The sequence below is a fragment of the Mobilitalea sibirica genome, from assembly GCF_015999265.1.
Lineage (GTDB): Bacteria > Bacillota > Clostridia > Lachnospirales > Lachnospiraceae > Mobilitalea > Mobilitalea sibirica.
The window spans coordinates 18,957-32,728 of sequence record NZ_JAEAGR010000010.1 but is presented as its reverse complement, the minus strand read 5'-3'; the positions used below and the strand labels follow the sequence as shown (position 1 = coordinate 32,728).

At 38.1% G+C, this 13,772-nt stretch carries 13 protein-coding genes; 6 read left to right on the top strand and 7 right to left on the bottom strand.

What is annotated here, in order from left to right; all coding sequences use genetic code 11:
- Positions 1-11 precede the first annotated feature (11 nt).
- The 3 genes from I5677_RS10290 to I5677_RS17520 all read right to left on the bottom strand — a co-directional run bounded on the left by I5677_RS10290 (position 12) and on the right by I5677_RS17520 (position 695).
- A complete protein-coding gene (locus I5677_RS10290; protein WP_197661505.1) occupies positions 12-179 on the bottom strand; it encodes a hypothetical protein in 168 nt (55 codons plus the stop codon).
- Between the two features lie 19 nt (positions 180-198).
- Entirely contained in the window at positions 199-411 is a 213-nt protein-coding gene (locus I5677_RS10285; RefSeq protein ID WP_197661504.1) for a helix-turn-helix domain-containing protein, read from the bottom strand.
- A 95-nt stretch (positions 412-506) separates the two neighbouring features.
- Entirely contained in the window at positions 507-695 is a 189-nt protein-coding gene (locus tag I5677_RS17520) for a putative holin-like toxin (RefSeq protein WP_408609480.1), read from the bottom strand.
- Between I5677_RS17520 and I5677_RS10280 the strand changes: the two genes are divergently transcribed.
- From I5677_RS10280 to I5677_RS10255, 6 genes are all read left to right on the top strand, one after another.
- A complete protein-coding gene (locus I5677_RS10280; protein WP_197661503.1) occupies positions 676-1,524 on the top strand; it encodes a 2Fe-2S iron-sulfur cluster-binding protein in 849 nt (282 codons plus the stop codon). The two genes, I5677_RS17520 and I5677_RS10280, sit on opposite strands and share 20 nt — an antisense overlap.
- Positions 1,502-2,239 (top strand): ASKHA domain-containing protein, encoded by a 738-nt coding sequence (locus tag I5677_RS10275; protein WP_197661502.1) that lies wholly within the window; start codon positions 1,502-1,504, stop codon positions 2,237-2,239. Before I5677_RS10280 ends, I5677_RS10275 begins: the two co-directional genes overlap by 23 nt.
- Positions 2,240-2,274: 35 nt before the next feature.
- The gene (locus I5677_RS10270) at positions 2,275-2,760 is read left to right on the top strand and encodes a GNAT family N-acetyltransferase (protein ID WP_197661501.1); all 486 of its coding nucleotides are present in this window, start codon (positions 2,275-2,277) and stop codon (positions 2,758-2,760) included.
- Positions 2,761-2,857: 97 nt separating this feature from the next.
- Positions 2,858-4,591, top strand: a complete 1,734-nt coding sequence (locus I5677_RS10265) for a S8 family peptidase (protein WP_197661500.1) — start codon at positions 2,858-2,860, stop codon at positions 4,589-4,591.
- An 844-nt stretch (positions 4,592-5,435) separates the two neighbouring features.
- Positions 5,436-6,011 carry an N-acetylmuramoyl-L-alanine amidase family protein gene (locus I5677_RS10260; RefSeq protein ID WP_197661499.1) on the top strand — a complete coding sequence of 192 codons (576 nt, stop codon included), beginning with the start codon at positions 5,436-5,438 and terminating at the stop codon, positions 6,009-6,011.
- Positions 6,012-6,035: 24 nt separating this feature from the next.
- On the top strand, positions 6,036-7,328 hold the full coding sequence (locus I5677_RS10255; protein ID WP_330617896.1) for a peptidoglycan-binding domain-containing protein: 1,293 nt from the start codon (positions 6,036-6,038) through the stop codon (positions 7,326-7,328).
- Positions 7,329-7,867: 539 nt separating this feature from the next.
- On the opposite strand, the gene I5677_RS10250 is transcribed toward I5677_RS10255, so the two are convergent.
- The 4 genes from I5677_RS10250 to I5677_RS10235 form a co-directional block, all read right to left on the bottom strand.
- The gene (locus I5677_RS10250; protein ID WP_197661498.1) at positions 7,868-8,068 is read right to left on the bottom strand and encodes a hypothetical protein; all 201 of its coding nucleotides are present in this window, start codon (positions 8,066-8,068) and stop codon (positions 7,868-7,870) included.
- 308 nt (positions 8,069-8,376) lie between these two features.
- Complete coding sequence (locus I5677_RS10245) at positions 8,377-9,963, bottom strand: gamma-glutamylcyclotransferase family protein (RefSeq protein ID WP_197661497.1); 1,587 nt, start codon at positions 9,961-9,963, stop codon at positions 8,377-8,379.
- A gap of 178 nt (positions 9,964-10,141) precedes the next feature.
- Positions 10,142-10,903: a transposase gene (locus tag I5677_RS10240; protein ID WP_197661496.1), complete on the bottom strand. Its 762-nt coding sequence runs from the start codon at positions 10,901-10,903 to the stop codon at positions 10,142-10,144.
- A gap of 118 nt (positions 10,904-11,021) precedes the next feature.
- Positions 11,022-13,400, bottom strand: a complete 2,379-nt coding sequence (locus tag I5677_RS10235) for a DNA internalization-related competence protein ComEC/Rec2 (RefSeq protein WP_279380758.1) — start codon at positions 13,398-13,400, stop codon at positions 11,022-11,024.
- Between the last annotated feature and the right edge of the window lie 372 nt (positions 13,401-13,772).

Here is a 13,772-nt window from a genome sequence, read left to right as displayed (position 1 = left end):
CTCATCATAGCCTACTCCTGTATTTTCTTCGTACCACTAATTTCGTCAATGAAGTTCTGCCACTGTGAAATGGAGATGTTGAGGTCACGGGCACGTCTTAAAGCTTCCTGTACAATCTCCGTCTTCCCGATATACTCTGCCAGATCCGGGTAATGATTATTCCTACTTTTACCCGCCAAATCATAAAAAGTGTAGAGGTCATCCCCCGTTGATACACAGTACCTCAGCCATCCTGTCAAGATATTTTTCCAGCGCATATCGGTTTCCTTTCTCAATGTCACTCAGATATGCTGGTGTCAGGAACAGTTCCTGAGCAAGCCCACGAATGGACTTTCCGCGCACTTCCCTGCGTGCTTTAACGTACTCTCCGAACGAAGCGCACTCTTCGTCCGTCAAAAAACGGTCTGCCATGTACTTAATCCACCTATTCGTAAAATTCTGTAAGCTATTATGCTTTCATGGTATCACTGGGGAATCGGCTTGTCAATATTTAACATGTTGTAGAATCATTTTTTGTTGTTCATCCTTATTAGATGGATAACAAGAGTGATTAAAGCTACGACAAAAGTAGTAAAGGAATAACTATTGAAACAGGAAGACAATTGAAGTATGATAGCAACAGGAATTAAGAGTTTTACCAGGATAAATACATGACTGAGTGACAGGAGGAAACGGATGAGCCGGATTACTATCACGGGAAGAGGAGAACCGATTCTGATTAATTATACCGAAGAGACGAGTTTGTTGGATGCGATGATTGGACAAGGCATTTATCTCAGTGCAGACTGCGCGGGCAGAGGAACCTGCGGAAAGTGTAAGCTTCAGCTTCTGGAGGGAGAGCTTGAAATAACCTCGTTTGATCGGAATAAACTAACGGAGCAAGAGCTGGAGCAGGGATACCGGCTGGCCTGTAAAGCCTATCCCAAAAAGGATTGCATCATCCGGCTGGTTTCGGGCAGGGAGACGGATTTTAAAATTATCACGGAGCACCGGCAGGAAAGCATCGGTTACGGTAAGGCGGATGAGGATTATGCAGTCGCAGTTGACATCGGTACCACCACCATTGCCACCAGTCTGGTTGGTCTTGAAAGTAAAAAAATCCGGTTGACAGACTCTGCAATCAATCGGCAAAGAGCTTATGGAACGGATGTTGTATCAAGAATAAAGGCGTCCAATGACGGAAAGCGGGAGCTTCTGAGAATAAGTATTCAGGATGATCTTCTGGAGCTGATCCGGCGTATCCTTCATGAGGCCGAGATTCCGAAAAACAGATTGAAAAGGATCGTAATTGCCGGGAATACCACCATGGGCCATTTGTTGCTGGGATATTCCTGTCAGGGGCTGGGCAGTTATCCTTTTACGCCGGTCAATATCAGTACGCTGACGCTTCCTTATGAAGAAGTCATGGGAAGTGATTACCTGAGTATTCCGGTAACCATCCTTCCCGGCATCTCAGCATATGTAGGAGGGGATATTGTAGCCGGTCTGCTGGCCTGTGATTTTGATCAGGCGAAAGTTAGTTGATCTAGGCACGAATGGTGAGATGGCCGTGGGCAATAAAGACCGGATTTTAGTTTCCTCCGCTGCAGCCGGACCTGCTTTTGAGGGTGGTAATATTTCCTGCGGTGTCGGAAGCATTGCAGGTGCCATCTGTGATATTGAAATTAATAAGGAGGGGAACCGGCTTCAGACCATCGCAGATCAGCCGCCCATCGGTATCTGCGGGACCGGAGTGGTAGCACTGGTTTTTGAACTGCTTCAGTCAAAACTATCCGATGCCACGGGGCTGCTCTGTGAGGAATATTTTGAACAGGGGTATCCGGTTGCTGCCGATCCCCAGGGCAGAGAAATCCTGTTTACCCAAAAGGATATGCGGGAATTTCAAATGGCAAAAGCGGCAATCCGTGCCGGAATAGAGACGCTGGTCCGCTGTCATGGGATTACTTTTGATGAGATCGATACCGTATATCTGGCGGGGGGCTTCGGCTATCAAATGAATTTGGAGAAGGCCTTTGGTGTGGGTTTGCTGCCCAAAGAACTTTCCGGTAAAATCAAAGCTGTTGGAAACAGCGCGTTAGGAGGAGCTGTAAAGTATCTGGCAGGGGAAAGCGCTTCTGCCAGAGTGGATCATATACTTGGCGTATCCGGCGAAATCAGCTTATCCAATGAGACAGATTTTAATGATCTATATATAAAGCATATGTTTTTCGAAGAAAAAGCAGAGGAACCTTCTTTTTGAAAAATAAGATACGAAAGTAAAGGTGTGATTTGATTATGAATTTAACGATAAGGGAATACAATGAAAACGATCTGATATCTATGATGGAAATATGGAATGAGGTAGTGGAGGACGGGATAGCTTTTCCGCAGATGGAACCGCTGACCCTGGAGGAGGCAAAAGAGTTTTTTGCCTGCCAGAGTTTTTCCGCTGTTGCACAATGGGGGACGGAAATCGTCGGCTTATACATCCTTCACCCTAATAATATAGGCCGCTGCGGCCATATCAGCAATGCCTGCTATGCAGTGAAATCCTCTGCACGGGGATTGCATGTCGGTGAGCAGTTAGTCAGACATTGTCTTAATAAGGGACATGAGCTGGGATTTCGAATTCTTCAGTTTAATGCGGTAGTTAAATCAAATCTCAGTGCGCATCATTTGTATGAAAAGCTGGGATTTGTGAAGCTGGGTGTGGTACCCGGGGGTTTTATGTTAAAGGACGGTAATTATGAAGACATTGTGCTGTATTATCATCTGTTATAAGAAAGCGTAGGAGTGGTAAGTACCTTTCGCAAGACTGCAATTTTCAGTTCCATGTCTGCATATAATGAACTAACAAAGATAGCCTGGGAGTTAAGCCATGCCGAATGGTAAACTGGAAAATGAGTTAAACCTTGCACTTGATATTCCCGAAGCGGATAGAGCGAAAACATTAAATCTGAACGTAGGATATTCTCCGAATACGAACACATGGGAATTGATTGTAAAATACAGCGGAAGCCTTGACCGGATCCGGGAGGAACTGGATATATCTGCTGTTGAACTGGTGAGAGGGTATGCAATCCTGACGATACCGGAATATTTGATTGACCGGCTTACGGATTATGAAGAAGTTGAGTTTGTCGAAAAACCAAAGAGACTTTTTTATGAAGTAAACGAAGGAAGGACTGCTTCTTGTATTAACCCGCTTCAGACAGGTATTTACAATCTGTTTGGTGAGGGCGTACTGGTAGCTGTTATTGATTCGGGAATTGATTATTCCCACCCGGATTTCCGGAATGAAGACGGAACCACGAGGATATTGGCATTATGGGATCAGACCATACCGGGAGCACCGCCGGAAGGGTTTGACATTGGAACTCTTTATACCAGAGAGCAAATTAATGAAGCTTTGAATACACCCATGCCCGAGAGATTGGAGCTGGTTCCAAGCACGGATTTGTCAGGCCATGGCACTCATGTGGCCGGTATTGCTGCCGGCAACGGAAGGGCAAGCAACGGGCGGTATCGCGGAGTTGCTTCCCAAAGTGAGCTGATTGTGGTAAAGCTTGGAACATCCATTGGTGATTCCTTTCCAAGAACGACTCAGCTGATGCAGGGAATTGATTTTGCGATTCGAACGGCAGTTATTGAAGGAACCCCCGTTGCGATTAACATCAGCTTTGGTAATAATTACGGCTCCCATACGGGACTGTCATTGCTGGAGACTTTTATCAATGATGCGGCGAATATCTGGAAAAATAACATAATTATAGGAACGGGAAATGAAGGTGCTACCGGAAATCACACCCAGGGAGTTCTACAAATGGGAAGAAACGAGGTGATTGAAATTGCCGTCAGCGAGTATGAGTTTGCACTGAATTTTCAAATATGGAAAAATTATTATGATCATTTTGATATTATTATAACTGCCCCGAACGGAACCCGTGTCGGACCAATCCCAAGGATTTTAGGTACGCAGCAGTTTACGGTGGCTCAGACAGAAATATTTCTCTACTATGGGGATCCCACACCCTATAATCCCCAACAGGAGATCTATGTTGAGTTGATTCCGACAAACCGTTATATTAATTCCGGTATTTGGCGTATTGAACTGGTACCAAATCGGATCGTGGAAGGCAATTATGATATCTGGCTTCCGTCAGGAAGTGTAAAAAACCCCGCTACTCGCTTTCTGCTTTCCTCGGAATATACCACCCTGACGATACCCTCTACCGCTGAAAGAGCCATCACCGTAGGAGCTTACAACGCCTATACGGACAGCTATGCACCATTTTCGGGAAGGGGCTATACCAGAAATAACCGGGTTAAGCCGGATCTTGTGGCACCAGGAGTAAATATCAATTCTGCTTCCCCGGGAGGAGGCTATACGATTCGTTCGGGAACTTCTATGGCGACTCCGTTTGTCACCGGCAGTGCAGCTTTATTAATGGAATGGGGCATTGTGCGGGGAAATGATCCTTATTTGTACGGTGAGAAGCTCAGGGCATATCTGATTAATGGAGCCAGACCTTTGCGGATTGAGAGAATCTATCCTAACAGGACTCTGGGATATGGGGCTCTGTGTCTGGATAATACCTTCCGCTATATGTAATAAAGCGAAAATACTCCTTTTCTTCATAAAAACTATTGACTTCCATTATTTTAATGTAATGCAGATGGGATGCTTTGCCGTCTATTTGCAGTCAAAGAATACAATGCACTTCTGGGGTATTCATGTTGCGGAATACCCAACCTTTAGAAATTTCAAAGTATATCATAAGCACAACAGCTATAATCAATATCATAGGCACAGAGACGCTCGGAACTTAAAAGTTGCCATCGAGCAAATCAAAAGCCATGATACCTTTCAATTAAACGGAAGGAAGTATATAAAGAATAATAAGTGATTAGTCTAATGATAACAGTTCTCTAGTCTCAACCTAACTTAAAAACAGTAGTTCCCTTGTCTCGCAAGACAAAAAGCAGTTCTATAGTCTCAGCGTATGCGTCTATCGTCTCATGAGGTACATTACTCGTGTCTCGAATATCTTTTTATACAACCTTGAAAATATTCATATTGAAGAAATAATGCATACGCATTATATGTTATCAACCCAAGTTCAAGTGGACTTGCGTCAATAGCGTAGACACAAGTCCATATAAATAGAATTAAATCAATCTCATTATTACTTATCATTAATATAATTAATTAATCTAACATGTATTCAGATTGCTTAATTTGCAGAACAATTTAGCTTGGAAAATGTATTTGATACGTTTTAACTTTATAAGGTAATATGCGCCTAACACGGCACTAATAACATATGGGGTAGCCTTAGTGCATTTGAAATAATGACTATAACAATCTATGAAGGAATTATATTAGCCTTAATAACAACATTTAACATGAACTTGAATACAATATAATAACAGTTTTATAGAATAGGAAGTATTTCATGGCTATTAAAATTTTTGTAGATCAAGGTCACAATCCGACTGGTTACCACAATACTGGTGCCAGAGGTCTTGGGTTAATAGAAGAAGATATTACTTATCAGGTTGGAATCTATCTTGCCAATTTATTAGGAGCTGACCGAAGATTTTCCGTTTTGTTATCAAGACCTACGCCTACTACGGTTTTAGGAACTACAAATGCAACCAGCCTGGCTGAAAGGGTTAGAATGGCGAATGAATGGCCTGCTGATTATTTTATCAGTATCCATGCTAATGCAAATGTAAATCCTGCAATTAATGGAGCTGAGATCTATATATACCAATACAATACTCAAGCACATTGGCTAGCACAGCATATCATGGATGCTATTGTCCAATTTACAGCCTTAAAGAATAATGGTATCCGTATAAATCAATCCTTATATATTTTGCGCAGAACTAATATGCCTTCCTTACTGATAGAAATGGGATATCTTACGAATGAACATGATGCCGCTATTCTTAGAGATAATCAATGGCTGATTGCTTATGCAATATATATCGGTATCTTAAATTATTTTGGATTTGAACCGATTTAATATTAATAACAGGAGGGATAAAGAATGATGAAAAATAATAATATTAATCGAAATTTATATAATAAAATTCGTGTTTATCCAGCTGAAATGGGAACACAGACCTTCGGGAGGTTACAGGTTCGCTGCACAACCAGAGGACTGGCACCAATTGATAGTGCAATCGTCCAAATTTCCTCTTCGGCAGAGCCGCAGGTAATTATAGAAGAGCTTACTACCGATTTTAACGGGCTCACACAAGAAATTGAATTACCGGCACCCCCAATTGATTATAGTCTGAACCCTGCTCCAGCCACACAACCTTATTCAGAATTTAACCTTAGGGTAAGCGCACCGGACTTTGAACCGGTTACCGTATCGAATGTTGAAATACTCACCCTTGTAACAGCTCTGCAGGAATTAACCCTAACCCCTGCAGAAATTCCTACCGGAGGTGAATTATATGTAATACCACCTCATACTTTATATGGCGATTACCCACCAAAAATAGAAGAAGAAGAGATTAAAGCTATAGGTGAAACCGGTGAAATTGTATTACAAAATGTAGTGATCCCAGAATATATCGTAGTCCACGACGGTCCTCCTACTGATACTGCTGCACAGAATCACTATGTACGGTACCGTGATTATATTAAAAATGTAGCTTCTAGCGAAATCTATGCCACATGGCCGGAATCAACCATTATGGCAAATATTCTTGCTATCCAGTCCTTTACCCTAAACCGAGTTTTTACGGAATGGTATCGTAATCAGGGATATAATTTTACCATAACCTCATCCACGGCCTTTGATCACAAATGGATTCCGGGCAGGAATATTTACAGTAATATCGGCCTAGCGGTGGACCAGATATTCACCAATTATTTATCCAGACCTAATGTTAAACAACCCATATTAACCCAATACTGTGATGGTTATAGAGTACAGTGTCCGAACTGGATGACCCAATGGGGATCTAAGGAATTGGGAGAGAATGGTCTGAATGCAATCCAGATACTTCAACATTTTTATGGAGATTCCATGTTTATTAACACAGCACCTCAAGTATCTGGTGTTCCAGCTTCCTGGCCGGGAGTAAATCTGACCATAGGTTCCACCGGAGTCAGTGTACGGATGATTCAAGAACAGCTAAACCGTATTTCAGATACTTATGTAGCGATTCCTAAAATAGCTGTGGATGGACAGTATGGACCACAAACCGCAGATGCGGTAAGAATCTTCCAGCAAATATTTAATCTTCCCCAAACCGGTGTGGTAGATTTTGCTACATGGTATAAAATATCTCATATATATGTGGGGGTTACGAGAATTGCGGAATGAGTTATACGATCGTAACGATTATCATAATACTTGGACTATTGTTACGAAAATATTCGTTTACTACCATGCCCTTATTTATCAACTCATTTAAAGTCGGGTAAATTATATTTAAGGGTAAGCGTCAGATGAAACACGCCTATAATAAAAAATCTGATCAAGTATAATAGTTATATCTTAACCAGATGTTTTGTTATAGGTCGTGACCCTGTTGAGCACGCAATGCGTGCGAAATATAACCCACCCGCTATGCGGGTGTGAGACGATTGTTACACAAAAAAATCACCTTTGACTTATATTTTATGTTCGTAATTTAATTTATCATTTAAGTTGGGCATAATTCATCCAATGAATATGAATTTTATAGGAGCGATACTGTCTAACGATTACTAAATCTTATAACGATTAAACTTATATCGTTAATATGGTTGTGCAAACGCAGTTAGAAAGATGTAATTATTATAACTTAGCCCAATGTTTTTCTCTTGAAAATCTAGAACTATCTCTGAGCAACTTGCCACAAGACCCTTATAATAAGCTATTTACAGACTTGAACATGGAAACCGAAATTGTATCAATCTCGTAACCCTTTTATTACCCTTACCACAGGAGATTAGAGCATATTGAGGCTGTATTATCTCCAATAATTCTACTGAAGTAGAATTTCGAGAACCGTGATGGGCAACCTTGAGAACAACATAATCTGTAACTAGCCGATCATTAGCAACTATCTCCAGTTCCATTGATTTATTATCTTTACTTTTTTTTCAAACATGCGCTACACACTTCCATAATTATCCTTTTTATTGCATTATTTCTTCAATTGAAACCACCTAAAAACGACTTGTTATTTTCGCGTATATAAATACTCAGATTATTATAACAATTCCATTAATTTACAAAATATTTAGATCTCTTTACTTGTACTACATGCATATCAGACTAAATGGTGAACTTCTCGATCACTTATTATATTGAAACGGTATAACTTTAACAAATGCAGATCCATTAATCTTATTGTGGTCAAGTTTTAATTTCGGAGATAGAAAAGTTACTTTTTCAAGTTTTCCTTTCTTATTTTTATTCTTAATCTAATTCTAAATATAACCAACAAAATAATGCAAATCATCAGACTCGCAACAGAAGCATAAAGTTGCTCCAAATAAAACTTACCGTCATAAATTGACATGATACTTGTATATATTACAGGTGCAACCTGTAAAAAGGTAAGTAATATTAATAAGAGATTTATACTTTTATTTTCATGTTCATTAATCCGTGCAACTCGTATAGAAAGAAGTTGTTCAATTCTGTCCTTATTCTTTTCTTGTTCTGCTAACAGTTCATCAATTCCAAATCTCTTTGAGATATTATCAGCAAGGATTTTTCCGGTAGTAAACTTAAACTTTCTGACATTCCAAAGAAACAATCCTTTCGATGTCTCATATATTAATTTTTCAAGCTGTTCTACTTGAAAATCACAATCATATTTCTCTTTGTGATATATAATTTTATCAATAATACCATTAGTTCTATTTATTAACGCTTCTTGTAACACTAACAATTCAATAATGAAGTAAGTAAGCGTCTGTCGCTTAGCTCTAATTAAATAGTTATCCGAGAAATTGTTTTGCCTAATTAATAAAGAGTGAAAACTCGCATATATTTCTGACGAATTATAGATTCCAATATTCTCAGGATTATAATAATCAGGGTGTATTACCTCATAACTATCAGGTGTCATCTCACCTGCTAAAAAATCACTCATCTTTTTCTTCTTAGGTAGCTCGGGTAAAAAAGATATAAAATTTGCTACTCCACATATTTCTAATCCAATTTCATACAACAAGTTTTTTATATCAATATTACCCTTTCCTTCTTGGAAAAATATTGCTTGATCATTAACCTTTTCAATCAACTCAACTGTATCAATTAATATATTGGGAATATTAATTAAAATTGATACAATATTTAAGTCCTTTATACAAGAGATATAGATCTCAGAATACTGGTTGTTATTATCGCTCACAACAAATTTGTGTCCATAATAAACTCTTTCAATAGAATCATTAAACTCGTTATTATATTCTGTATTAACGGTATCCTTCATAAATTTTGTGAAATACTCTTCAGTTTCTTTTTGAATCTTTTTATCAACAAATTCTATATACTTTTTTTTATCGACAATCAATGCTGGATATACAATCATAAGATCTGATCTTGGATATTCTCTCCCCCTAATGCGCTCTTTCATTAACTCGATTTCTTTAATGATATCATCTCTATTGTTTCTTGTTGTTGATTGATTGTCAACTTCTATCTTTCCAAATGTACTTCTTTTAAAATAGGCATCAACAATTTTATGTATCCCCCCTTCAATTGTAACTTTACATTCTTTCCTAATGTACATTGGAACTTCTTCCCATGCCTCAATGATTTCTAGTTCTTTGTCTGTAACTTCAATTATTTTACCATTAATACTATTACCTTTGCTGTTTTCAATATAGTAGTAGCCATCTAAATCACTATAAATCTTATAGTTATCAAGTGTTGCATTTACCATTTCTAGTTCTTTACCAAAAAGGTATCTCTGGAACTCCCTATCTTTTAGTGTGCCATATATAAAAATACTATGCATTATTTCACCTCAATTTCCAAATATTAATATTATTATACGTAAGACAAGTACCCTTGTCTACGTACACGATATTATATTTTTATATTAGTAAAAATAAGTTTAGCTTTTTGATTTCATTTTGGTGACAAGGGGCAGGTGACAAGGGGCAAGGTGACAAGGGGACGGGGTTGTCGACACATCATATTCTTTGTATTACACCCCTACTAATTCCAGTCAATCTTTCAATTTGTCTAATTGATAAGCCATACCTCTCCTTCAGGTCATTTAAATACATATTCCTTTTAACTTTATCAAATTTTTGTATATCTATGACATGGTCAATTTTGCAATGTCTCTTTATTATATTTCTTGCATCATCGTCTGTTAACCGCTGTTTTTCCAATATATCCAGACATTCATCATCGTTGTCCTTGTTTATAATCTCAATAAATCGCCTTATTGCTTGTTCTCTATTTGTATTCAAAATATTCAGCACAAAGTCTATCTCAGTCTGATTACTTCCTCGAATATAATCAATGTAGTTAGTCCATTTATAATTTTCAATTTTAGTAACCATACATGCCTTTAAAGGATTTTGAAAAATATATCTAAGTACAGTGAGAAAATACTCATCCTCTTCAATAGGTTCGCTCTTAAACCGATCTTGAAACAAGTACCCCACCCTTCCATATTTTTTGTTATACCAAAAGACATAACTACCACATATTCTTCTCATGACTGTCTCTAGTGGTTCCTTTCCTTCTTTTAGCAATAAATGCAAATGATTACCCATTAAGCAATAAGCATATATCTTATATTCACATATCTCTCTGTATCTTTGTATTGTTAGAATAAACCTTTCGTAATCTTCTTCAACTTCAAATATAGTTTGTCGATTTATTCCTCTCATAATGATATGGTATATTCCACTATTGCTTTTAATCCTTGCTACTCTTGGCAAAAAAACACCTCCATGGTAAATTATTTATCAGTGTCAATAACTCCGTCCCGTTGTCACACCGCGTCCCGTTGTCACACCGTTGTCACACCAGTGTCAATAACCCCGTCCCGTTGTCAGCCTATTCTTTTATATAATCACTTATCTCCATCCTCTTCCCATCTGTCTTTATTATAATAGCCCCACTCTCATATGTAATTTTAACCTGAGTCTTTGTTTCCTTTAACCTCTCTAAAACCTCATCGTGAGGATGTCCATAACTATTACCCTTACCACAGGAGATCAGAGCATATTCCGGCTGTATTATCTTCAATAATTCTCCTGAGGTAGAGTTACGAGAACCATGATGTGCCACCTTGAGAACATCATAATCTGTAACCATCCGATCATTAGCAACTATCTCCTGTTCCATTGATTTATTATCTTTACCTGTACTCTTAATCATATTCTTAGCATTCAACCGATCAATCAGAAGCTTTTCTCCGTCCTGTTCTAAATCTCCGGTCAGAAGTAGATCAAACTCACCATAGTTGATGCTTAATACAGTGGAATAGGCGTTAGCTGATGTACCAATATAATCATAGGCAGGATGTAGACAACGTATCATAACCTTATCATCCTGTATAAAATCCCCGGCCTTAATATAACTGACCTTTACTCCTTTCTTAGCAGCCAAAGCCTCTAACTCCAGATAAGCATCATCCTTAGATGTTTGGTATGGTAAAATCAAATTCATGATAGCGATTTTCTTTCCCTCCAACAGCTCTCTTAGTCCACTGATATGGTCCTTATCTGTATGGGTTATGATTGCATAATCCAATAAGTCTACACCTTTCGATAATAAGAACGGCTGTATTCTGTAGGTACCAACCTTTTTTATACTGGAACTTCCTCCGTCAATCAGATAGGTGGTTCCTGACTTTGTTTCCATAAAGATTGCCTCCCCCTGACCAACCTCCAATAATGTAATTTCTAATCCTGCATTTCCTTTCGGAAGGATAAGGATAAATACAGCAAGGAATGGAATTAGTATCAGATGTTTCATCTGCTTTCGCTTCACCAACAGTAAAAATATAAGGATTACAATATAATAAATCCATATGCGTATCACATCCGGTTTTCCTACCGTTAACAGATTTCCGGGAAGACGGCTTCCGATACTACAGACCCCTTCATATAGCTTAAGTAGATAATAGGTTCCGCCTATCAAAAATACTCCAACCGGCATGAAAAACACACCTGCGATTCCTGCTGCCAATGATCCTATTACCAGGATAGACATACAGGGTATTATTATAAGGTTTATCAAGATACTATATACTGGCAATTGATAATAAAACAAAAGGATTACCGGAAGGGTCATAACCTGAGCACAGAAACTGAGAAGTATTCCACTAGATATGGTTTTCTTTATATTATGTATGGGAGACTTTTTTGTAATTACATTAGAATATAGTAGAGTATTCATAGCCGGAAGAAGAATTGATATACCTAATACAGCTCCAAATGAAAGTAGAAAGCCGACATGAAACAGCTGCATGGGATTTTGAAGAAGAATAAGTAGAGCACTGAGAGAAATTGCAGATAACATATCGTAGGTTTTACCAAAGATCCGTGCCATAAGCAGTATCGTAAGCATTACGACTGCCCGGTTGGTAGATACACTGAAACTAGTCAATACACCATAGCAGTATATGAATACAATGGTTATTATAGTTGCGGGAATAAGACCGGATTTTAACTTACGAAGTAAATGATATACAGATAGACCGATTAAAGTAACATGAAGGCCTGAGATTGCCAGAATATGAGCGATACCATTTTCCTGATACAACTCTTTTAATTCATCATCAATTAGATATTTGTCACCAAGGATCATTGCCGTTATGACTCCGGCTTCTTTTTCAGATAAAAGAGTATGGTAAACGGTTGAAAACCTTTGCTTAATTCCATCTAACACCTTATGAAAAATGGAACTTTCTGTATCAACGATAAAGATCCTTTCGGCTTTTAACTTATAATCGATATTTTGAATTTGATAATAGAGTTGTTCATTGAATTGGCCCGGATTTGAGGCCTTAGAAAATTTCTCGATTTGACCGTAGACGGTAATATTATTTCCAACTTGATATTCCAGATCATCACTGCTATATACGATTATATTTTCACAAAGATACGGTTTTTCCTCTGATAAATATACCGTGTTATTACTAATATATAAAACCTTACCCCACTGCTTTTTCACAACCATAGATATCTGACCGTTTACCTTACAACTGATCTTTTCTTCAAATACCGTATCCAAATCCGGTCGTTGCATATGAATACCCATAGAATAAAATCCGATGAGCAACAACACCGGTATACTCCATAAAAAATAGTCTGTTTGCTTTACTTGGGGATTTTTTATACGAAACATCAGAAGGAAAATGATAAGACAAGATATTAGAACAAGAATGATTACCAATAGATAGGATAACTGATACCAGGCCAAGAGCATTCCAACTAGGTAGGCTCCCAGCACCCATATAAATGGTCTTTTAATCAGAAAGTAACCCCCTTTCCCAATATTGAAAGAAGCCTATAAACGAGTATCTTTATTGTAGATGATATGATATTCCCTGTTATCTAAAATACACATCGTATAAGATAACAACTTAGATATCAGTATGCTATACTATACATCAGTTGTACTCAATTAGAAATGTATTGAAATACCTCTCTACAATAAACTAATTAAATCAATATATTATAAACATCAACTAAGTAGGAACAACCGTACACATTGATATCTACGACTGTAACTTCCGCAGTGGTTTATACTCACAGTGGTTTATTTACATGGTTTATATTCACAGTAGATTATACTCTC

What these genes read in the sequence shown, in the direction of transcription:
- I5677_RS10285 (WP_197661504.1), bottom strand. Translation starts at nt 411, where the DNA reads ATGGCAGACCGTTTTTTGACGGACGAAGAGTGCGCTTCGTTCGGAGAG.
- I5677_RS10280 (WP_197661503.1), top strand. Translation starts at nt 676, where the DNA reads ATGAGCCGGATTACTATCACGGGAAGAGGAGAACCGATTCTGATTAAT.
- I5677_RS10270 (WP_197661501.1), top strand. Translation starts at nt 2,275, where the DNA reads ATGAATTTAACGATAAGGGAATACAATGAAAACGATCTGATATCTATG.
- I5677_RS10265 (WP_197661500.1), top strand. Translation starts at nt 2,858, where the DNA reads ATGCCGAATGGTAAACTGGAAAATGAGTTAAACCTTGCACTTGATATT.
- I5677_RS10260 (WP_197661499.1), top strand. Translation starts at nt 5,436, where the DNA reads ATGGCTATTAAAATTTTTGTAGATCAAGGTCACAATCCGACTGGTTAC.
- I5677_RS10255 (WP_330617896.1), top strand. Translation starts at nt 6,036, where the DNA reads ATGATGAAAAATAATAATATTAATCGAAATTTATATAATAAAATTCGT.
- I5677_RS10250 (WP_197661498.1), bottom strand. Translation starts at nt 8,068, where the DNA reads ATGGAACTGGAGATAGTTGCTAATGATCGGCTAGTTACAGATTATGTT.
- I5677_RS10245 (WP_197661497.1), bottom strand. Translation starts at nt 9,963, where the DNA reads ATGCATAGTATTTTTATATATGGCACACTAAAAGATAGGGAGTTCCAG.
- I5677_RS10235 (WP_279380758.1), bottom strand. Translation starts at nt 13,400, where the DNA reads ATGCTCTTGGCCTGGTATCAGTTATCCTATCTATTGGTAATCATTCTT.